The organism is Pseudomonas sp. KH_040 (assembly GCF_057839305.1).
The window spans coordinates 2846059-2865579 of record NZ_CM174487.1 but is presented as its reverse complement, the minus strand read 5'-3'; the positions used below and the strand labels follow the sequence as shown (position 1 = coordinate 2865579).

Annotated in this window: 19 protein-coding genes; 12 read left to right on the top strand and 7 right to left on the bottom strand. The window is 61.2% G+C overall.

Annotation, left to right across the window (positions count from 1 at the left end):
- Positions 1–66: 66 nt before the first annotated feature.
- Both AC3IUF_RS12960 and AC3IUF_RS12955 read right to left on the bottom strand, forming a co-directional pair.
- Entirely contained in the window at positions 67–1014 is a 948-nt protein-coding gene (locus tag AC3IUF_RS12960; RefSeq protein ID WP_489281182.1) for a FecR domain-containing protein, read from the bottom strand.
- Positions 1011–1517 (bottom strand): sigma-70 family RNA polymerase sigma factor, encoded by a 507-nt coding sequence (locus tag AC3IUF_RS12955; RefSeq protein ID WP_007912551.1) that lies wholly within the window; start codon positions 1515–1517, stop codon positions 1011–1013. The genes AC3IUF_RS12960 and AC3IUF_RS12955 overlap by 4 nt, the downstream gene beginning before the upstream one ends.
- Before the next feature lie 297 nt (positions 1518–1814).
- On the opposite strand from AC3IUF_RS12955, the gene AC3IUF_RS12950 reads away from it, so the two are divergent.
- The 4 genes from AC3IUF_RS12950 (at position 1815) to AC3IUF_RS12935 (ending at position 6983) form a co-directional block, all read left to right on the top strand.
- On the top strand, positions 1815–3533 hold the full coding sequence (locus tag AC3IUF_RS12950; RefSeq protein ID WP_489281180.1) for a hydrogenase maturation protein: 1719 nt from the start codon (positions 1815–1817) through the stop codon (positions 3531–3533).
- Between the two features lie 256 nt (positions 3534–3789).
- Positions 3790–4653 carry a LysR family transcriptional regulator gene (locus AC3IUF_RS12945; RefSeq protein ID WP_007912548.1) on the top strand — a complete coding sequence of 288 codons (864 nt, stop codon included), beginning with the start codon at positions 3790–3792 and terminating at the stop codon, positions 4651–4653.
- A gap of 111 nt (positions 4654–4764) precedes the next feature.
- On the top strand, positions 4765–5910 hold the full coding sequence (locus AC3IUF_RS12940; protein WP_007912547.1) for a sterol desaturase/SRPBCC family protein: 1146 nt from the start codon (positions 4765–4767) through the stop codon (positions 5908–5910).
- Entirely contained in the window at positions 5907–6983 is a 1077-nt protein-coding gene (locus AC3IUF_RS12935) for an SMP-30/gluconolactonase/LRE family protein (RefSeq protein ID WP_489281178.1), read from the top strand. Before AC3IUF_RS12940 ends, AC3IUF_RS12935 begins: the two co-directional genes overlap by 4 nt.
- A gap of 133 nt (positions 6984–7116) precedes the next feature.
- Here the strand turns inward: AC3IUF_RS12935 and AC3IUF_RS12930 are convergent, their stop codons facing one another.
- Both AC3IUF_RS12930 and AC3IUF_RS12925 read right to left on the bottom strand, forming a co-directional pair.
- A complete protein-coding gene (locus AC3IUF_RS12930) occupies positions 7117–7281 on the bottom strand; it encodes a hypothetical protein (protein ID WP_007912545.1) in 165 nt (54 codons plus the stop codon).
- A gap of 109 nt (positions 7282–7390) precedes the next feature.
- A complete protein-coding gene (locus tag AC3IUF_RS12925) occupies positions 7391–7633 on the bottom strand; it encodes an HP1242/YdcH family protein (RefSeq protein ID WP_016983385.1) in 243 nt (80 codons plus the stop codon).
- Between AC3IUF_RS12925 and AC3IUF_RS12920 the strand changes: the two genes are divergently transcribed.
- Together AC3IUF_RS12920 and AC3IUF_RS12915 are read left to right on the top strand one after the other, a co-directional pair.
- Positions 7632–7808 (top strand): hypothetical protein, encoded by a 177-nt coding sequence (locus tag AC3IUF_RS12920; RefSeq protein ID WP_414915222.1) that lies wholly within the window; start codon positions 7632–7634, stop codon positions 7806–7808. The two genes, AC3IUF_RS12925 and AC3IUF_RS12920, sit on opposite strands and share 2 nt — an antisense overlap.
- Positions 7809–7838: 30 nt before the next feature.
- On the top strand, positions 7839–8360 hold the full coding sequence (locus tag AC3IUF_RS12915; RefSeq protein ID WP_007912543.1) for a DUF4142 domain-containing protein: 522 nt from the start codon (positions 7839–7841) through the stop codon (positions 8358–8360).
- 307 nt (positions 8361–8667) lie between these two features.
- Here AC3IUF_RS12915 and AC3IUF_RS12910 read toward each other — a convergent pair whose 3' ends face one another.
- Positions 8668–8931 carry a hypothetical protein gene (locus AC3IUF_RS12910; protein ID WP_414915223.1) on the bottom strand — a complete coding sequence of 88 codons (264 nt, stop codon included), beginning with the start codon at positions 8929–8931 and terminating at the stop codon, positions 8668–8670.
- A gap of 249 nt (positions 8932–9180) precedes the next feature.
- Between AC3IUF_RS12910 and AC3IUF_RS12905 the strand changes: the two genes are divergently transcribed.
- Genes AC3IUF_RS12905 through AC3IUF_RS12880 form a run of 6 tightly spaced genes read left to right on the top strand, consistent with a single transcriptional unit; the run spans position 9181 to position 14606 of the window.
- Positions 9181–10032 (top strand): STAS domain-containing protein, encoded by an 852-nt coding sequence (locus AC3IUF_RS12905; protein WP_007912541.1) that lies wholly within the window; start codon positions 9181–9183, stop codon positions 10030–10032.
- A gap of 2 nt (positions 10033–10034) precedes the next feature.
- A complete protein-coding gene (locus tag AC3IUF_RS12900) occupies positions 10035–10397 on the top strand; it encodes an STAS domain-containing protein (RefSeq protein WP_007912539.1) in 363 nt (120 codons plus the stop codon).
- Positions 10394–10798 carry an anti-sigma regulatory factor gene (locus AC3IUF_RS12895; protein ID WP_007912537.1) on the top strand — a complete coding sequence of 135 codons (405 nt, stop codon included), beginning with the start codon at positions 10394–10396 and terminating at the stop codon, positions 10796–10798. Before AC3IUF_RS12900 ends, AC3IUF_RS12895 begins: the two co-directional genes overlap by 4 nt.
- On the top strand, positions 10795–11805 hold the full coding sequence (locus AC3IUF_RS12890) for an ATP-binding protein (protein WP_489281634.1): 1011 nt from the start codon (positions 10795–10797) through the stop codon (positions 11803–11805). The genes AC3IUF_RS12895 and AC3IUF_RS12890 overlap by 4 nt, the downstream gene beginning before the upstream one ends.
- Positions 11798–12673 carry a sensor histidine kinase gene (locus AC3IUF_RS12885; RefSeq protein ID WP_123375064.1) on the top strand — a complete coding sequence of 292 codons (876 nt, stop codon included), beginning with the start codon at positions 11798–11800 and terminating at the stop codon, positions 12671–12673. The genes AC3IUF_RS12890 and AC3IUF_RS12885 overlap by 8 nt, the downstream gene beginning before the upstream one ends.
- Positions 12663–14606, top strand: coding sequence for a response regulator (locus tag AC3IUF_RS12880; RefSeq protein WP_489281177.1), 1944 nt, complete (start codon positions 12663–12665; stop codon positions 14604–14606). The genes AC3IUF_RS12885 and AC3IUF_RS12880 overlap by 11 nt, the downstream gene beginning before the upstream one ends.
- Before the next feature lie 137 nt (positions 14607–14743).
- On the opposite strand, the gene AC3IUF_RS12875 is transcribed toward AC3IUF_RS12880, so the two are convergent.
- Positions 14744–17374, bottom strand: coding sequence for an excinuclease ABC subunit UvrA (locus AC3IUF_RS12875; RefSeq protein WP_489281176.1), 2631 nt, complete (start codon positions 17372–17374; stop codon positions 14744–14746).
- Between the two features lie 31 nt (positions 17375–17405).
- Positions 17406–19517, bottom strand: coding sequence for a hybrid sensor histidine kinase/response regulator (locus AC3IUF_RS12870; RefSeq protein WP_489281175.1), 2112 nt, complete (start codon positions 19515–19517; stop codon positions 17406–17408).
- Positions 19518–19521 lie beyond the last annotated feature (4 nt).

Below are 19521 nucleotides of genomic sequence, written 5' to 3'. Positions count from 1 at the left end.
CTGCAGGGAATGAGCAGCGGGCCGGCGCATTTTATAGGGCGGCGATTAGGCCAAGAAGTTATGGATTTATAACCGCGCGTCGACGCTGACCCAGTACGGGTTGTGCCAGGTCACGCGGATCGGCAGCGAGTGCTCCAGCAGTTGCAGGGTGCGATCACTGTCGTCGAGCGGATACAGCCCGCTGAGGCGCAGATCGGCGACTTCCGGACTCAGATGCAAAATGCCGCGACGGTAACGGCGCAGGCTGTCGATGACCTCGCGCAGAGGCCGGTCGCGCACTTCCAGGCGCCCCTGCACCCAGGCACTTTCCTGGCCGTTGCTGCGCTCCAGCGACAGCAACCCGGCGCCGTTGAACAACAAACTCTCGCCGGCCTGCACCACTTGCCGCGCGCCACCGGTGGTGGCCACTTCGACCTGCGAATGGAGCATCACCAAACGCGTCGAGTCCTCGCTGTACTGCACGAGAAATTTCGTCCCCAGCGCACGCATCCGCCCATGCTCGGTCTCGACCACAAAGGGTCGCGCCGAATCTTTCGCTACGTCGACCAACAACTCACCGCTGCGCAAGGCGAGCAGGCGCTGTTGGCTATCGAACAAAGGCACCACACGACTGCGCGCATTGAGCGCCAACGCACTGCCGTCGGCCAAGGTGAAGTCACGTCGCTCGCCGGTTCCGGTCGACAACTCCCCCGCCTCCGGCAGCCAGCCGTAACGCCGTCCGAGCAACCCGGCCAACAGCGCAATGCCGAGCACACTCAAACTGCCGCTGATAAAGCGTCGCCGACTCGACGGCGCATTGAGACTGTGCAGCAGGCTGTTGCGCGGCACGTTGCGCAGGCTCGGGTTACGCAGCAGATTGAGGCCGCCGCCCATTTGCTCGATGACCTGCTGATGCCGAGGATCAGCAACACGCCAAGCCTCGAATGCGGCCCGCTCGGCCATGCCCGCCTCGCCCGATTGCAGCAACGCCAACCATTGCGCCGCCTCGTCGATCACCGCTTCGTCCGGCCTCATGCCTGCATCGCCTGATAGCAGCGCTTGAACGCCTCGACCATGTATTGCTGCACGCGGCTGGTGGACACGCCGAGGCGCTCGCCGATCTCGCTGTAAGTCAAACCGTCGAGTTGATGGTAGAGAAACGCCGCTTTTGCCTTGGCCGACAGCCCATTGAGCAGGCGATCGACCGCCAGCAGTGCTTCGATCACCAGCGCGCGTTCTTCCGGGGACGGATGCACCGGCTCGGGCGCCAGCGCCAGACTGTCCAGATAAGCGCGTTCAAGGTCCTGACGGCGCCAACCTTCGTACACCAGCCGCCGGGCGATGGTGGTCAGCAGCGCGCGTGGCTCACGAATGGCCGTGGGGTCCGGCAGTGCCAATACCCGCAAAAAGGTTTCCGAGGCAATGTCTTGCGCACTGTGCGGGCAACCCAGCGTCCGGCCAACGGCAGCGCACAGCCAGCGATAGTCCTTTTGGAACATCTGCCCGATGATCTGGTAATGCGGGTTGTACCCACCCATGCCTTGCTCCCTGAAACGGGTCCCACCCGCTGCGAAAAACCATCGTTCTGCCGGGATCGTCCGGCTCTGATCAGGCGCGACTGTGCAATAGCCTCGAAGACATTTGAAGTAATAAAAAATCAGCACAAGCAAACCATTGAGCATAAGGCGTTTGGTCGCCGCAGAAACATTGGCTGACACAACGTTGACCTCGGTCACTGGCGCGTGGCCGGCCACTGATTAATCTCGCGGCTCCATCGAAAGCCAAGGACGGCTCAGCGAGAGCCCGTGGCTGAATCCACTCAAGGAAGAGCAAGCATGCGACCACTCAACATCATTCTGCTGTCGTCAGCGTTCAACGGTCTGACCCAACGCGCCTGGCTGGAACTGCGCGAGGCCGGGCATTCACCCAGCGTCGTACTGTTTACCAATGAACAGGCTGTGTGCGAACAGATCGAGAACAGTGGCGCGGATCTGGTGATCTGCCCGTTCCTCAAGGACCGCGTTCCGCAGGCACTGTGGAGCAACGCCGAGCGTCCGGTGGTGATCATCCATCCCGGCATCGTCGGCGATCGCGGCGCCAGTGCCCTCGACTGGGCAATTACCAACGAGCTGCCGAGCTGGGGCGTCACCGCGCTGCAGGCCGTCGAGGAAATGGACGCCGGCCCGGTGTGGGCCACTTGCGAATTCAATCTGCCAGCGGGCCTGCGCAAATCCGAGCTGTACAACGGTCGGGTCAGTGACGCGGCGATTCGCTGCATACGCGAAGTGGTGGAGAAATTCGTCGAAGGCTTTGAGCCGGTGGCGCTGGATTACGCCGATACGAAGGTGCGCGGGCGCTTGCAACCGAACATGAAACAGGTCGACCGCAGTTTCAGCTGGCACGATTGCGCGCGCTTCATCAAACGTTGCATCGATGCCGCCGACGGCCAGCCCGGTGTGTTGGCGAGCCTCGCTGGCGGTCAGTATTACGTGTACGACGCACACCTCGATTCGCGCAGCGGCATGCCCGGCGAGATTCTCGCGGTGCATGACGATGCGGTGCTGGTTGCAGCGGGTGATCAAAGTTTGTGGATTGGCGCACTGCGGCGTAAACCGCAACCTGGCGAAGAAACCTTCAAGCAACCGGCGCGGCACCTGTTGGCCGGGCAACTGACCGACGTGCCGGTGCTGGACTGGTCGATCGCTACACAGCCGTTCAGTGACGAAGCCTATCAACCGCTTCGTTATCGCGAATCCGGCAACGTCGGCGAATTGACCTTCGAGTTCTACAACGGCGCCATGAGCACCGAGCAATGCCAGCGCATGGTCGCCGCGCTGCGCTGGGCCAAGTCCCGTGATACCCAAGTGTTGCTGATCAAGGGTGGGCGCGGCAGTTTTTCCAACGGCGTGCATTTGAATGTGATTCAGGCTGCGCAGGATCCTGGCGCCGAAGCCTGGGCCAATATTCAGGCGATCGACGACGTCTGCGCAGAACTGCTGACGGCCCGGCAACTGGTGGTCAGCGGCGTCACCGGCAACGCGGGCGCCGGTGGCGTGATGCTCGCACTGGCGGCCGACATCGTGTTTGCCCGCGCCGATATCGTGCTCAATCCGCATTACAAGAGCATGGGTTTGTACGGCTCCGAATACTGGACCTACAGCCTGCCCCGCGCCGTCGGCCCGGCGATGGCCGAGCAATTGACCCAGGCTTGCCTGCCGGTAAGCGCGGTGCAGGCGTGGCAACTGGGCATGGTTCAGGAAATCGGCCCGCGTTGCCCGGACGAGTTTTCGTTGTGGTTGCTGCAGCGGGCCAATGCTGTGCTGAGCGATCCGACCTATGCCGCGGTGCGCGAGCGCAAGGCGCGGGTTGATCAGCCGTTGATCCAGCAGTGCCGCGAAACCGAGTTGCAGGAGATGCAGGAAGACATGCTCTACAACCGCCATCAGTTTGCCGAGAAGTGCCGAAATTTTGTCTTCAAGCGTAAGGTGTGTGGCACGCCGGCGCGGTTGATTGAAGAGTGGGCGCGGGTGCGTTTGACCGAGTTGGCCAGTTGATTTTGGCGGTGACTGCATTTTCCCTCACCCTAGCCCTCTCCCAGAGGGAGAGGGGACCGACCGAGGTGTCTGGCGCCCTGCATCGACCTGAAAAATCGAGTCGATTATGGATTCAACGCTGATCGTTCAAGTCAGTGCATTGCTTCAATATCCCCCAATCGGTTCCCTCTCCCTCCGGGAGAGGGTTAGGCGGGCGGCGATCCGATGAGGGGCTTTTGCCTTTACAATGCCCGCCACCTCAATCACCGGCCCGCCCATGGACATCGATCTCGCTCGCACCTTCCTGGAAATCGTCCGTCACGGCAGCCTCGCCGCCGCCGCACAGAAGCTGTTCGTCACGCAAACGGCAATCACCGCCCGGGTGCAGAAACTCGAAAGCCAGCTAGGCAGTACGCTGTTCGTGCGCAACCGCGCCGGGGCGAAACTGACGCCCAATGGCGAGGCCTTTGTGGTCTACGCCAATCAGTTGGTGCAGACCTGGGAAGCGGCGCGCCGCGACCTGCCACTGCCCGAGGGTTATCACAACGTGCTGCACATCGGCGGCGAAGTCAGCCTGTGCAACCCGTTGATGCTCAGTTGGGCGGCGGAACTGCGCGAGAAGATTCCCGGGCATGCCCTGCGCATGGAAATCCGCGACGGCGAAAACCTGCTGCGCCAGTTGGAACTCGGCGTGCTCGACGCGGCACTGGTCTATCAGCCGGAATACTGGCCGGGCTTGCAGGTCGAGCAAGTGCTGGAAGAAAAACTGATTCTGGTGCGCGCTCCCGATCGCCCCGATCCCTACGTCTACATCGACTGGGGCCCGGACTTCCGCCGCCAGCATGACGCTGCCCTGCCGGAAAAAGCCAAAGCGGCGCTGAGTTTCAACCTCGGCCCGCTGGCTCTGCAATACATTCTCGAGCACGGCGGCAGCGGCTACTTCCGCACTCGTGTGGTGCGCACCTATCTGGAAAGCGGCGCCCTCGAAGCGGTGACCAAAGCTCCGGAATTCGGCTACCCGACTTACCTTGTCTACTCACGCGATCGCGATTCGGCGACGCTGCAGCAAGCCTTCCACCTGCTGCGCGAAGTGATCCGCACCGATGACGACTGGTCGCAACGCTGGAACCCTTTGAGCTGAAGCGGCAGCATTACACCGGAGCATGGCGCATGTGCCATCGAGGTCCGGCCTGCACAAACGGCCGGATCGGCTAATCTGCCGGGTATAACAACAATACCCGCAGGTGAAGCAGTGAGGCAGACCACCGAGATATTCCGCAGCCGTTACCGTGCGGCCATTCATCCGCTGTACAACCCTTGGCTGCACGGCGCCTTCGTGCTGTTGTTCGGGGTGCTGGCCATCGGTGGGTTCTGGAGCAGCGTGCAGCAGGTCAGCTTGCTGGAATGGCTGACAGTGCCGCTGACCCTGCTGTTGTTCAATTTCGGCGTGTACATGGTCCATCGCCATCTCGGCCACCACAAAAAAGCCTTCGCGAAAATGTTCTACGCCCGGCATGCCGGCGATCATCACAGCTTCTTCACCCCCGGCCACATGACCTACGACAGTGCCCGCGACTGGCGGGTGATTCTGTTTCCCGCCTGGCTGATCGTACTGCACACGCTGGTGATCACCCTGCCGCTGTGGTGGCTGATCGCACAAGCCAACGCCAACGTCGCCGGACTGTTCGGCGGCTGCATGGTGCTGGGTTATCTGACTTACGAAATATTCCACGCCTGCGAACACCTGCCGCCGCACAACCCGCTGACCCGCCTGCCGTGGATCCGCCAGATGCGCCGTCTGCACGAATTGCATCACCGCCGCGAGCGCATGCAGGAGCGCAACTTCAACATCGTTCTGCCGCTGATGGACTACCTGTTCGGCACCCTGTACTGGGAGCCGGAAACCGCCCCTTTGAGCTATTCGAGAATGCCCATGACCCGTATGCAGCACACCATCGATATCGCTGGCGACCCGATTGCCGTGCTCGCCTACGCCGCCAGCGTCGGTCGCTGGCCGGAGTGGCACCCCTCTTCGCTGAAAATCGACGGCGCCCACGGCCCGCTGCATGCCGGCTCGCGCTTCGAAGAGGACATTCACGCGGGTGGACGTGAAGGCCATTTGAGCTGGGAGGTCACCGAGTATTTGCCCGGTCGGCGCTGGTGCGCGCGGGCGCAAGGCGATCATGGATTGTCGTTGCTGCTGACCTATGAATGCAGCGCGGCAAGCAGCGGCACGCGGTTCGTGCGCACGCTGGATTATCGCTTCGAAGGACTGGGCATGCGCATTGCCAATCACCTGCTGCTGAAACGGCGCATCGAGCGTGAATCCGCCGCATCAATGCTGGCGCTGCGCGACATGGCCGCGCAATACCTGGCATCGACGAGGGCCAGCGCGTGAAGGTACGGCATCTGTTGTTGCTGCTGATCCTCATCGTCATCGCGTTCTTATTATTGATGCCGACCAAAGTCGAACCCGTGGCCTGGACGCCGCCTCCAGCACCTTCGCTGAAAGAAGGTCTCTACGCCGAGAATCAGAAACTCAAAGGCGCAGTGCAGGTCGGGCCGAGCGACATCGAGGGACCGGAAGCCTTGCTGCTGGAGAGTGACTTCCTGATCACCGGACTGCACGACGGCCGACTGATCCGCACCAGCCTCGACGGCCAGCAACGCAAAGTACTCGCCGACACCGGTGGCCGACCGCTGGGATTGGCCCGGCATCCGAACGGCTTGCTGGTCATTGCCGATGGGGTCAAGGGCTTGCTGTCCCTCGATGCGCAAGGTCAGCTGGTTCCTTTGACCACGGAGGCCAATGGACTGGCATTTGGTTTTACCGATGACGTGGCCATCGACAAGTCCGGGCATTACGCCTATTTCAGCGATGCTTCCAGTCGCTGGGGTTATGGCCATGACGGCGAGGCGGTCATTGAGCACGGCGGCGATGGACGTCTGCTGCGCTATGACTTTCAGAGCGGCAAAACCAGTGTGCTGCTGGACAAGCTGGAGTTCGCCAACGGCGTGACCCTCGGCCCGGACGACGCCTATGTGCTGGTCAATGAAACCGGCGCTTACCGCATCAGCCGTTACTGGCTGACCGGGCCGAAAACCGGCACTCACGACCTGTTCATCGACAACCTGCCGGGGCTGCCGGACAACCTGGCGTTCAATGGCAGCAATCGGTTCTGGGTGGCGTTGTATGCGCCGCGCAATGCTCTGCTTGATGGCACGGCGGGGCATCCATTCGTGCGCAAGATGATCGTGCGGGCGTTGACGGTTTTACCGAAACCGGTGGAAAAGCGCGGGTTTGTTCTGGGGCTGGATCTGGACGGCAAGGTGATCGCCAATCTGCAGGATGCGAGCAGTGGCAATTATTCGCCGATTACCACGGTGCGTGAGTATGGGCCGTGGTTGTATTTCGGCTCGTTGAAGGCGACGCATATGGCGCGGATGCCGTTGGATGCGGCGCTGAAGTGAACCTGCTGGATCTGTATCGAGCCTACTGACGCCATCGCTGGCAAGCCAGCTCCCACAGGGTTCTTTGCTGACCACGGCATTTGCGGACAACACCATTCACTGTGGGAGCTGGCTTGCCAGCGATGGCGATCTGTCAGTTGCTGGACTTGTCGAACTTGTCCGGATCTTCGTCTTCGGGAAGATCCTCATCCGGTTCTTCAGGATTGGCCGTGGTATGCGCCGGGCTGTTGGGTTCGGGATGCGTGGGAACCGGGTCGAATGCGCCCTGCTCTTCACTGGGGAATTTGGGATCGTTCATAAGGCACCTCGTAAAGAGTCGGTAAAAGAAGACTCTGTACATTCGAGGTGCCGGTCGGGGCTGTCGTTCCCGTCAATCCGCAACCGCAGGTCGGCGGATCAACAAGGCCTCAGGTTCGCGCCTGCAATTGCTCGACAATCTTGTCTTTGACCTGCAAGCGCTTTTCTTTGAGTTTTTTCAGCGTGTCGTCGCTGGGAGCATCCGAGGTGGCAGTCTCGGCCTTGACTACCTCGGCGTCCGCCTGGGAGTACTTGTTGATCAGTGCATCCAGATGTGGATCCGCGGTGCGTTTTTGCTGGATCTCTTCCTTTGTAAGCTTCAAGTCCTGTAACAGATCATGGGTCACCGGCATGGAACACCTCCGTCAGTTGATCGGCTGGCCAACACGACCGATTGCGCTGGCCAGTTATCAGAATGGCCTCGGTTGGGCGCTTCTGTCGACCACCTGTCAGACCAGCGGTGTCCGTTCGTCGCCCTGTCGCAAATGCGATCAAACCTTTATTCGCCACATTGCCTCCATTGGTTAACACCAACAAAAACTGCGTGGAGATACACCAATGGACGGATTCAACCTGCGTCATCTGGTTTTGGCTGTCGCTTTGAGCAGCGGCATGGGCAGCGCCTTCGCTGCGACTGACAATGACTTTGTCGATAACGCCGCAGCCGGTGGCATCGCGGAAATCGAAACCAGTCGACTGGCGCTGGAAAAAAGCCAATCAGCTGACATCAAGGCCTTCGCCAATATGATGATCACCGACCATGGCAAGGCCAACGATGAGCTGGCGACCATTGCCAAGGCTAACGACATCGAAGTCCCGGACACCACAACTCTGGTCAAACAGGCCAAGGAAAAAATCCTCGAAGTGCGTGATGAGTCGTTCGACGCGGCGTACGCCAACAATCAGGTGAAGGCGCACGAAGAAACCATCGAGTTGTTCAAGAAACAAGCCAATACCGTGACCGATGACAAGGTCAAAGGCGCTCCTGAATTGAAGGCGTTTGCGCAGAAAATGCTGCCAGCCCTGGAAAAACATTTGGCCGCCGCCAAGGAACTGCAGGCCAAGCATCCGAGCAAGTAAACAGCCTTACCCTCACCCCAGCCCTCCCGAAACGTCGGACCGCCCGGAGGGAGAGGGAGCCGACCGAGGTGGATGCTCGAGTTACGCCGACCTGAACGTTTTGAGTCGAACGCAGGTTCTGCACAGCCCCCGATCTGAAATCTCGAGCTGAACTGAGCTTTTGAAAAGCACCGAGATCGGCTCCCTTCCCCCTCGCCCCCTTGGGGGAGAGGGCTGGGGTGAGGGGGATCGATGTCCGCAACGCCACAAATCCAAAGCAAAAAAAAGGCCGCATCCAGTAGATGCGGCCTTGTCATATCCGCCGAAATCAACCGCCATCCGTATCAATATCAGCATCGGTCTCCTCGCCCGGCTTTGCCCGGTCCGGTTTTGGCTCGAAGCCCGGGCTGAACTCATTGTCGTTGTCCGTGTGCTTGTTCTTCTGATCCACCGCCGGATCGCCACTCTGCGCCTGCCCGCCATCGCCCTGCTGCTGCGTCGGCACCGGCTGCCCCGGCACCTGCGGGTCGATAGCCGGATCATTGCGATTGATCGGTTCGCCAGATTGGCTCTGCTTCGTTTGCTCGTTCATGGCCACCTCGTTGGTCAAACACCCCCGGCGCACATCCGCCGGGTGTCAAAGATTCGAAGCCTGCCCCACGCCAACGTTCAAAACTTCGCCGCGCCCGGCCACGCCGACTAGAGTTACCGGGACGTTCCTTGCGCCAGATCAAAAAATATACGTGCGTGAACGAACAACTATTTCGAACGGCAAATGTCGATCACTTCGCGGCGATCATTTTCACGACCGCCCCCTAATTCGCGACGGAGCAACAGGCACATGGCAGCACTGCAGAACAGCACACTCGATGCGATGAAAAACAAACAAGCACAACTGCTGGGCGAATGGATCAACGGCCTGCAAGCCAGCGGCGCCACGCGTAACCTGAAAGAGCACGATCTGCAGCAACAGACCACGGAATTCCTGCAACTGGTGGTCAGTGGCATCGAGAACGACAACGGCACCAACATCGCCGCACCCGGTTGGGAGACCACCCGCCAGTTTCTCGAAAAGCTCTCCCACAGCCGCGCACTGCTCGGCCAGGATTCGCAGCAGACCGCCAGTTTCATCTTCGCCCTCAAAGGCCCGCTGTTTAACCTCCTGCAGAACCATTACAAAGACCAGCCTGCGCTGCTCGCCGAACAGCTCTGGGAAGTCTCGGAACTGCTCGACGCCTTCGGCATGCACACCATCCGCACCTTTCAAAAATCCCGCGAAGCGGTGATCAAGCGTCAGCAGGAAGAACTGCTGGAGCTGTCGACCCCCGTCGTCAAGCTGTGGGACGGCGTGCTGGCGCTGCCAATGATCGGCACCCTCGACTCGCAGCGCACGCAAGTGGTGATGGAGTCGCTGCTGCAACGCATCGTCGACACCGGTTCGGAAATCGCCATCATCGACATCACCGGCGTGCCGACCGTCGATACCCTGGTCGCCCAGCACCTGTTGAAAACCGTGACCGCAATCCGCCTGATGGGCGCCGATTGCATCATCAGCGGCGTACGTCCGCAGATCGCGCAAACCATCGTTCACCTCGGCCTCGACCTGCAAGGCGTGGTGACCAAGGCCAATCTGGCCGACGCGTTGAAACTGGCCCTGACCCGTCTGGGTGTCAGCCTCGTCAAGACGGTATAAACATGGAACGTATCCCGATTCTCCAGATGGGCAAGTTCCTGCTGGTGACCATCCAGGTCGACATGCATGACCAGCTCGCCCTCACCTTGCAGGACGACTTGTCCGAGCGCATCAGCAAGACCTCGGCGCGCGGGGTGTTGATCGACATCTCGGCGCTGGACATGGTCGACTCGTTCATTGGCCGGATGATCAGCACGATCTCCGGCCTGTCGAAAATCATGGACGCCGAAACCATGCTGGTCGGCATGCAGCCGGCCGTGGCGATCACCCTGGTCGAACTCGGCCTGACCCTGCCCGGTGTCAGCACGGCATTGAACGTCGAGCGCGGAATGAAGCTGCTGCAGGAACGAGTAGACCGGCAATGACCGTACGCAGCAGCGGTACTCAACCCATCCACATCGAGCAGGATGTCGTGCTCGCGCGCCAGACCGCACGCAAACTGGCCACCGAATGCGGGATGCGCCTGATCGACCTGACGAAAATGGTCACGGCGGTCAGCGAACTGGCGCGTAACACCATGGTTTACGGTGGCGGCGGCGACATGGACTGGCAGATCCTCGATGAAGATCACAAGGTCGGTCTGCGCCTGACCTTCCGCGACGAAGGCCCGGGCATTGCCGACATCAAACTGGCGATGACCGACGGCTGGACCTCCGGCAGCGGCATGGGCCTGGGTCTGACCGGGGCGAAACGCCTGGTTGAAGAGTTCGAACTGGAAACAGAGCCCGGCAAGGGCACACGAATAACGATTACCCGATGGACATGAATATCAGCGGGTCGATGACCCAGGTTTTACTGATCGAGGACAGCAGCCAGATCGGCTACGCACGGCGTACGGCGCAACAACTGGCCGAACAGCATGGCTTCGACGAGCGCGATGCCGGGCGTGTGGCATTGGTGGCGACGGAGCTGGCGAGTAACGTGCTCAAGCACGCCAACCACGGTGAGATGCACCTGCGGGTACTGCCGCGCATTGATGGTTTCGGCATTGAGTTGCTCGCTATCGACCGTGCTCAGGGGTTTGATTTGCAGGCCTGTATGCCCGATGGCTTCTCCACCGGAGGCACCCAAGGCATTGGCCTCGGCTCGATATCACGCCAGGCTGAAGTGTTTGATGTGTACGCGGATGCCCGTGGCGCGGTGTTACTGGCCCGGTTTTATCCTCGCTCGGATCGCGAACCGGACATGCATTTTGGAGTCAGCCAGCACTCTCTGCACAACGATCCCGCCTGCGGCGATGTCTGGCACCTGGCGTATGACAACGGCAGCGTCAGCGCGCTGATCATCGATGGTCTCGGTCACGGAGAAGAAGCCGAACGCGCCGGCCGCGCTGGCGCAGAAACCTTCGCCCTGACACCGTTTGCCGAGCCGGCGATGCTGATGGAAGACATGCACCGCGACATGATCGGTACTCGCGGCGGCGCTGTCGCGTTTGCCCAATTCGATGCACGGCGCGACAGCCTGACCTTCGCCGGCGTCGGCAACATCGGCGCCAGCCTGATCAACGCCGACAAGTCCCGCGGCCTCGCTTCGCACCCGGGCATTGTCGGCGTGCAATACCGGAAAGCCCGGCCCTTTGACTATGCTCACGTGAACGGACATCTATTGATCATGTACAGCGACGGCTTGCAGTCCCGTTGGAATCTTCAAGACTACCCCGGTCTGGTGCACCGCCACCCCGCCGTGATAGCCGCCGTCCTGCACCGCGACTTCTGTCGCGGGCGCGACGATGTAACGGTACTGGTCGTTGCCCTGGAGGCCGCCCATGGCTGAGTCGCCGATTCTGAGCAGTGCGGAGCAGACCGCGCTGATTGCGCAGTTGCAGAGCGAGACTGCAGCCCTGCGCGAAGAACTCGATGAAACCAACCAAGGCGTGCTGGCCCTGTACGCCGAACTCGATATACAGGCTGAGGAATTGCGCCAGGCCTCGGACTTGAAAAGCCGTTTCCTGTCGTACATGAGTCATGAGTTCCGCACGCCACTGGGTTCGATCCTGAGTATCAACAGCCTGCTCGCCGACGAACTCGACGGCCCGCTCAGTCCCGAGCAACACAAGCAGGTAGCGTTCGTCAGCACGGCTGCGCGCGAACTCAGCGACATGGTCGATGACCTGCTCGATCTGGCAAAGATCGAGGCCGGGCGCATCAGCATTTCTCCGGCGTGGTTCGACATGTTCGACCTGTTCTCCGCCCTGCGCGGGATGTTCCGGCCGATTGTCGATGCCAGCGCCGTGGACCTGATCTTCGAGGAACCGGTCGGTTTGCCGCGCCTGTACACCGACGACAAGAAGCTCGCGCAGATTCTGCGCAATTTCATTTCCAACTCGCTGAAGTTCACCACCCGTGGCGAAGTGCGGGTTTCCGCACGGCTCGAAGGTGCGGACAAGGTGCGCTTTGCCGTCAGCGACACCGGCATCGGTATCGCACCAGAGCTGCATGGTGCATTGTTCGAGGACTTTTCCCAGGTCGACTCGCCGTTGCAGAAACGTCTGCGCGGCACCGGGCTGGGCCTGTCGCTGTGTAAACGCTTCGCCGCCCTGCTCGGCGGTGAAGTCGGGCTGGAAAGCACGCCGGGGGTCGGCTCGACCTTTTTCGTGATCATTCCGCTGGCGATCGCTCTGGAGAACGTCGATGAAACGTGACATCCGCCTGTTGATCGTCGACGACAACGTCGCCACCCGCTACGCCCTGCGCCGACGGCTGGAGCGTCATGGCTACGAGGTGCTGGAGGCCGGCACCGGCGGCGAGGGGCTGGCGCTGATCGACAGCGAAGCACTCGACGCGTTGATTCTCGACGTCAATCTGCCGGACATGAGCGGCTTCGACATCGTGCGCAAACTGCGCGCAGATACCCGCACGGCGCTGCTACCCGTTATTCATGTGTCAGCTGCGTCGATCCAGACCGGCGACATCATCACCGGCCTCGACGCCGGTGCCGATGCCTACCTGATTCACCCGGTTGACCCGGATGTGCTGCTGGCCACCCTGCGCACGTTGCTGCGAGTACGCGACACGGAAAATGCCCTGCGCGAAAGTGAAGCGCGGTTTCGCGAGATTTTCGTCAACGTCTCCGCACCGATCGCGGTGCTCGATGCCAGCCTCAAGGTGCACGAATGCAACCATGCCTTCACACAACTGATTCTCGACAATCGGGATCCGCAGGCCCTGCGTGAATGCTTCGCCGAAGATCAGAGCGCCATCCTCAATGAGCTGCGCCTGCGTCTGGTCGATGGCGAGCGCTGGAAAGGCACGCTGAACATGCGCGTGCAGGGCGAGATCCGCGAGACCGAGTGGCAGATTTCCCCGTACCGCACGCCCGAACTGAGCCTGGTCTTCGTTGAGGACGTTACCGAACACCGCCATCGCGAGCGCTCGCATCTGGCGCGTCTGGATGACACCACCACGCAACTGGCCAAGGAAGTCGCCGAACGCGTGCGTGCCGAAGCGCAGTTGCTGCAGGTGCAGAAGATGGACGCACTGGGCAAACTCACCGGCGGTATCGCCCATGACTTCAACAACCTGCTGACCGGAATCATCACCAGCCTCGAGCTGATCCAGAAACGCGTGGTCGATGGGCGTCTGGACAAGGTGCAGTTTTACTCCGAAGCGGCGCTGAATTCAGCGATGAGCGCTGCGTCCCTCACCCACCGCTTGCTGGCCTTTGCCCGTCAGCAACCACTGGATACACGGCCGGTCGACATCAACGAGCAAGTCCGTTCGCTGGAAGAATTGCTGTTGCGCACCATCGGTGAGCGGATCACCCTCAAGCTAGAGCTGACCAGCAAACCGGCCATCGCGCTGGTTGACCCAGTGCAGCTGGAAAGCGCGGTGTTGAATCTGGTGATCAACGCCCGGGATGCCCTGCCGGTGGGCGGCAATATATGGGTCAACACTTACGCCGCGTACTCCCATGGCGATCCGAATCTGGCCGATGGCGCTTACGTGGCGCTGTCGGTACGTGATGACGGTACGGGCATCGAGCACAATGTCATCGACAAGGTCTTCGATCCGTTTTTCACCACCAAACCGTTGGGCCAGGGTACGGGGCTGGGGTTGTCGACGATCTATGGTTTTGCCCGCCAGTCGGGTGGCGATGCACACATCCGCAGCGTCGCGCGGCGCGGTACCGAAGTGACGATCATGTTGCCGGCCACCACCGATCCGACGGGGGCCGATATCCCTGCTCCCGTGGTCGATCCGCAAGGCAGCGGTGAGCATGTGCTGATTGTCGAGGATATGCCGTCGGTGCGCATGTTTGTCACTGAAGTGCTGGAGGACGCCGGTTATCGCTGCACCCAGGCGGCGGATATCGAAACGGCGCTGGAGCGGTTGCAGAATGATCCGTCGATCAACCTGTTATTGACCGACGTCGGCCTGCCGCGCATGAGCGGTCGTGAATTAGCGGATGTTGCGCGCGGTTGGCGTGAGGGATTGCCGATTCTGTTCATGACCGGGTATGCGGAGACAGCGATCAATCGTCAGGTGTTTCTGGGCAGTGGCATGGACATGCTGGTCAAGCCGTTTCAGATCAGTGAACTGCTCGACAAGGTCCGCCGCACCCTTGATGGTGCCTGACTGCAGCACCCACAGGAACTGATGTCGAACACGGATCCACTGTAGGAGTCTTGTGGTGGACCCATACTTCGAATTCACCGCAAAAAACTGTGGGAGCTGGCTTGCCAGCGATGAGGCCAGTGGCAGCACCGCATCTATTAATTCAGGGCCCGAGCCAGAAACGGCGCCGTCCGGCTCTTCTTGCTCGCCGCAACCTTCTGCGGCGTGCCCGCCACGACAATCCTGCCGCCCTGATCCCCCGCCCCCGGCCCGATGTCGATCACCCAGTCACTCTGCGCCACCACGCGCATTTCGTGCTCGACCACGATCACCGTGTGCCCCGCCGTCACCAACGTATCCAGTTGCTCCAGCAGCCGATCGACATCACGCGGATGCAACCCGGTGGTCGGTTCATCCAGCACATACAAGGTCGCGCCGCGCTGATTACGCTGCAACTCGGTAGCCAGTTTGATCCGCTGCGCTTCACCGCCAGACAGCTCCGTGGCCGGTTGCCCGAGGCGCAGATAACCCAGGCCAATATCGCGCAGCACTTCCAGTGAACGACGAATCCCCGCTTGCTCGGAAAACACTGACACCGCTTCCTCGACGGTCAATTGCAGCACCTGGGCGATGCTCAAACCCTCCCAGAGAATCGCCAGGGTCTGCGGGTTGTACCGCGCGCCATGGCAGGTTGGGCACGGCGCATAAACGCTGGGCATGAACAACAACTCGACACTGACAAAGCCTTCGCCTTCGCACGTGGCGCAACGACCCTTGGCGACGTTGAAGGAAAACTGCCCGGCGTCATAACCCGCCGCCCGTGCAGCGTCGGTCGCGGCGTAGAGTTTGCGCACGTTGTCGAACAGCCCGGTGTAGGTCGCCAGATTGGAACGTGGCGTACGGCCGATGGGTTTCTGGTCGACCTGCACCAGTCGCTTGATCGACTCCAGCCCGGACGTGACCTGACCGCTGCTGACCTGCGGGGCGTCGTCTTCGAGGCTGAGTTCTTCCGGCTCGCTGTCCACCGTCGGCCGCCCCAACTGCGCGCCGACCAGTTCCAGCAAGGCCTGACTGACCAGGCTCGACTTGCCGGAGCCGGAGACGCCCGTCACCGAGGTAAAGCAGCCCAAGGGAAATTCGGCACTGAGGTTGTTCAGATTATTGCGGGTGATGCCCTCAAGTTTCAGCCACGCCGTCGGTTTACGTGCCGTTCTTGTCTGACGTTGCGATTCGGCAAACAGATAAGCACGAGTCTGCGATTGCTCGATCTCGGCCAGACCGGCGGGCGGGCCGCTGTACAGCACCTGCCCACCCTGCTCGCCCGCTGCCGGGCCGACATCGATCAGCCAGTCGGCGCGGCGCATGGTTTCCAGGTCATGCTCGACCACAAACAGCGTGTTGCCGTCCGCCTTCAAGCGCTGCAAGGCTTCGAACAACGCTTCGCCATCGGCTGGATGCAAACCGGCGGAAGGTTCGTCGAGCACATAAATCACACCAAACAACTGCGAGCCCAATTGTGTCGCCAGGCGCAAGCGCTGCAACTCACCCGACGACAGCGTTGGCGTACTGCGCTCCAGCGCCAGATAACCGAGGCCCAGATCGGTCAGCGTGCTGACGCGCTCCAGCAGATCCTCGGCAATACGCTGCGCCGCCAGACGTTTCTCCAGCGACAGATTTGGCGTGTGGCGCACATCGGGCGCGCTGCCGTGCCCGCTGGCGCCATGGGCCACGCGTTGCTGACGGGCCTCGCGGGTTTGCGCGTGACTCAAGGTCTCGCCGGTTTCTTCGGCATGTTCCAGATAACTGGCCGCCGCCACCGGCCGTAATACCTCGGCCACTTGCAATAACGGCATCTGCGACAATTCGCCAATGTCGTACCCGGCAAACGTCACCGACAACGCTTCACGTTTCAGGCGTTTGCCTTCGCATAACGGACAAGGGCTGCCGAGCATGAACTGTGAAACGCGCTTTTTCATCAACGCACTTTGCGAATGAGTAAAGGTGTGCAGGATGTAGCGCCGGGCGCCGGTGAAGGTGCCTTGATAACTCGGCTCCATCTTGCGTTTGAGGGCGACGCGGGTTTCTTCCGGGGTCAGCCCGGCGTACACCGGCACGGTCGGGGGTTCTTCGGTGAAGAGAATCCAGTCGCGCTGTTTTTTCGGTAGCTTTTTCCACGGGATGTCGACGTCGATGCCCATGGTCACGAGGATGTCGCGCAGATTCTGCCCCTGCCACGCCAGCGGCCAGGACGCCACCGCGCGCTGGCGGATGGTCAGGTTCGGATCGGGCACCATCAGCGCCTCAGTGACTTCATAGACGCGGCCGAGGCCATGGCACTGCGGGCAGGCGCCTTGCGGGGTGTTCGGCGAAAAATCCTCGGCGTACAACATCGGCTGCCCCGGCGGATAACTGCCGGCGCGCGAATAGAGCATGCGGATCAGGCTCGACAACGTGGTCACGCTGCCCACCGACGAGCGCGTACTCGGTGTGCCGCGTTGCTGTTGCAGGGCCACGGCCGGCGGCAGGCCTTCAATCGAGTCGACATCCGGTACGCCAACCTGATCGATCAGCCGTCGCGCGTACGGCGCCACCGATTCGAAGTAACGGCGCTGGGCTTCGGCATACAAAGTCGAGAACGCCAGCGACGACTTGCCCGAACCGGACACCCCGGTAAACACCACCAGTGCATCGCGGGGGATGTCGACGTCGATGTTTTTCAGGTTGTGTTCACGGGCGCCGCGTACCCGGACCATGCCGGTGGGCGCTTTGGAGGTGCGTTTGGAAGTCATCGACCTGCCTTGGTAAAGGAATGTTCAGCGCTCAGTTGCCGAGAACCACCCGGATCATCTGCAACAAGGCTTCGGGGCTGTACGGTTTGCCGAGCAAATGGGTGTCGGGGCTCAACTGGTGATTGCGCGAGATGATGTCGCGGGTGTGCCCGGAGGTGAACAGCACCGCCACCGGCGGCGTCTGCACCTTGGCCCAGGCGAACAGGTCGGAGCTTTTGATCAGCCCCGGCATGACCACGTCGGTGAAGATCAGGTCGACTTCGGTACCTTCCAGCAGCATTTGCATGGCCGCATCGCCGTGGCCGGCGGTCAACACGCGGTAACCCTCCTCGCGCAACAACTCGACCGCCGAAGCGCGCACCGCGTCGTTGTCTTCAACCACCAGAATCGTCTCGTGGCCGCCACTCTGCTGCCGTTGCAGATTGGGCGATTCATCAAGGATCGGGCGCAGGCTGCGCGGGAAGTACAACTGCACCCGCGTGCCCTCGCCGACGGTACTGACGATCTCGACGTGGCCGCCGCTCTGTTTGACGAAACCGAACACCATGCTCAGGCCCAGCCCGGTGCCCTGGCCGTCGGCCTTGGTGGTGAAAAACGGTTCAAACACCTGCTCGAGAATGTCTGGCGCAATGCCGGCGCCGCTGTCACTGACGGCGACCCGGACAAACTCGCCGGGAACGATGCCTTTACCGGCGCAGAACTCGCGATCGAGGCGCACGTTGGCAGCGCTGAGCGCAATGGTGCCCTCGCCCTTCATCGCATCGCGAGCGTTGATCGCCAGATTGAGAATGGCGTTTTCCAGCTGGTTGCGGTCGACGTTGATATGCCACGGTTGCTGCGGCAGCTGCACATCGATCTGAATGGTTTCGCCCAGCGCTCGCTGCAGCAATTCGCCGACACCTTCGAAGATCTGTCGCGGGTTACATACTGCCGGCGACAACGGCTGGCGCCGGGCAAACGCGAGCAATTGCGAGGACAGCTTGGCACCGCGCTCGACCGCCGCCAGCGAGGCACTGACCCGGCGTTGCACGTTGGCATTGTTCGGTTCGTGGCGCGCGAGCAGATGCAGATTACCGGCGATCACTTGCAGCAGATTATTGAAGTCATGAGCCACGCCGCCGGTGAGACCGCCAATGGCTTCGAGCTTCTGTGACTGGCGCAACTGCTCTTCAGCCGCCAAGCGCGCCTCGACTTCCTCGCCCACGCGCTGTTCGAGGTTGCGGGTAAATTTGAGCAGGGATTCTTCGGCAATCTTGCGCTCATGAATGTCGATCAGCACGCCGGGAAAGCGCAACGGCTTGCCGTGCTCGTCGAACTCGCAGGCGCCACTGGCCAGCACCCAGGAATAACTGCCGTCACTGCGTCGCACGCGATACTCGGCGTTATACGGTTCACCGGTCTGCACGGAATGGGCGACGCGCTCTTGTACCCAGGCGTGGTCATCGGGGTGAATGCGCGACTCGGCAACGTCCTGGGCCAGATTGCTCAGGTCCTGATCCGGTGGATAGGAGAACGTGCGGGCGAATCGTTCGTCTGCCGACAGCGTGTTGTTTTTCACGTCCCAGACAAACGAGCCAAGCAAGGCCCCGGCATTCAACGCCAGACGGACCCGCTCATTGTCGGCGCGGTAGGCTTGTTCCGCCGCCTGCCGCCGGCGTTCGGAGTGCACGAACTCGGTGGTTTCCACCACCATCGCCATGACCCCGGCCGGCTTGCCGTCATCATTGGCCACCGGGCTGTAATACAGATCCATCCAGACGTCTTCGGGGACGCCATCGCGCAACAACACCAGCTCTTTATTGCGAAACGACAAGGTGCCACCGGCCAGGCAGGTATCGACCACGTGCCGGTTGAAATCGGCGACTTCCGGCCAGCCCAGTTCTACCGGCGAACCGAGCAGATAGGGGTGGCGACCACCGGCAAACTTCGAATAGGCATCGTTGTAGATCATGTATCCGGCATAGCCCCAGAGCATGACCATCGGCAGTGGCGACGCCAGCATCAGTTGCACCGCACTGCACAGGCTGGCCGGCCAGCTGTTCAACGGGCCGAGTTCGGTGTGGCTCCAGTCGAACGCACTGATGCGCCCGGCCATTTCGCCTTTCCAGCCCTCACAACCATGGCTATCGGATAAAAACTGCATCGAC

Excerpts from the sequence above, each read along its gene's own strand:
- AC3IUF_RS12920 (WP_414915222.1), top strand. The coding sequence starts at position 7,632 with ATGGAACACCTCCGTCAGTTGATCGGCTGGCCAACACGACCGATTGCG.
- AC3IUF_RS12915 (WP_007912543.1), top strand. The coding sequence starts at position 7,839 with ATGGACGGATTCAACCTGCGTCATCTGGTTTTGGCTGTCGCTTTGAGC.
- AC3IUF_RS12900 (WP_007912539.1), top strand. The coding sequence starts at position 10,035 with ATGGAACGTATCCCGATTCTCCAGATGGGCAAGTTCCTGCTGGTGACC.
- AC3IUF_RS12905 (WP_007912541.1), top strand. The coding sequence starts at position 9,181 with ATGGCAGCACTGCAGAACAGCACACTCGATGCGATGAAAAACAAACAA.
- AC3IUF_RS12890 (WP_489281634.1), top strand. The coding sequence starts at position 10,795 with ATGAATATCAGCGGGTCGATGACCCAGGTTTTACTGATCGAGGACAGC.
- AC3IUF_RS12895 (WP_007912537.1), top strand. The coding sequence starts at position 10,394 with ATGACCGTACGCAGCAGCGGTACTCAACCCATCCACATCGAGCAGGAT.
- AC3IUF_RS12880 (WP_489281177.1), top strand. The coding sequence starts at position 12,663 with ATGAAACGTGACATCCGCCTGTTGATCGTCGACGACAACGTCGCCACC.
- AC3IUF_RS12870 (WP_489281175.1), bottom strand. The coding sequence starts at position 19,517 with ATGCAGTTTTTATCCGATAGCCATGGTTGTGAGGGCTGGAAAGGCGAA.
- AC3IUF_RS12875 (WP_489281176.1), bottom strand. The coding sequence starts at position 17,374 with ATGACTTCCAAACGCACCTCCAAAGCGCCCACCGGCATGGTCCGGGTA.
- AC3IUF_RS12885 (WP_123375064.1), top strand. The coding sequence starts at position 11,798 with ATGGCTGAGTCGCCGATTCTGAGCAGTGCGGAGCAGACCGCGCTGATT.
- AC3IUF_RS12925 (WP_016983385.1), bottom strand. The coding sequence starts at position 7,633 with ATGCCGGTGACCCATGATCTGTTACAGGACTTGAAGCTTACAAAGGAA.
- AC3IUF_RS12955 (WP_007912551.1), bottom strand. The coding sequence starts at position 1,517 with ATGGGTGGGTACAACCCGCATTACCAGATCATCGGGCAGATGTTCCAA.
- AC3IUF_RS12945 (WP_007912548.1), top strand. The coding sequence starts at position 3,790 with ATGGACATCGATCTCGCTCGCACCTTCCTGGAAATCGTCCGTCACGGC.
- AC3IUF_RS12930 (WP_007912545.1), bottom strand. The coding sequence starts at position 7,281 with ATGAACGATCCCAAATTCCCCAGTGAAGAGCAGGGCGCATTCGACCCG.
- AC3IUF_RS12910 (WP_414915223.1), bottom strand. The coding sequence starts at position 8,931 with ATGAACGAGCAAACGAAGCAGAGCCAATCTGGCGAACCGATCAATCGC.
- AC3IUF_RS12960 (WP_489281182.1), bottom strand. The coding sequence starts at position 1,014 with ATGAGGCCGGACGAAGCGGTGATCGACGAGGCGGCGCAATGGTTGGCG.
- AC3IUF_RS12950 (WP_489281180.1), top strand. The coding sequence starts at position 1,815 with ATGCGACCACTCAACATCATTCTGCTGTCGTCAGCGTTCAACGGTCTG.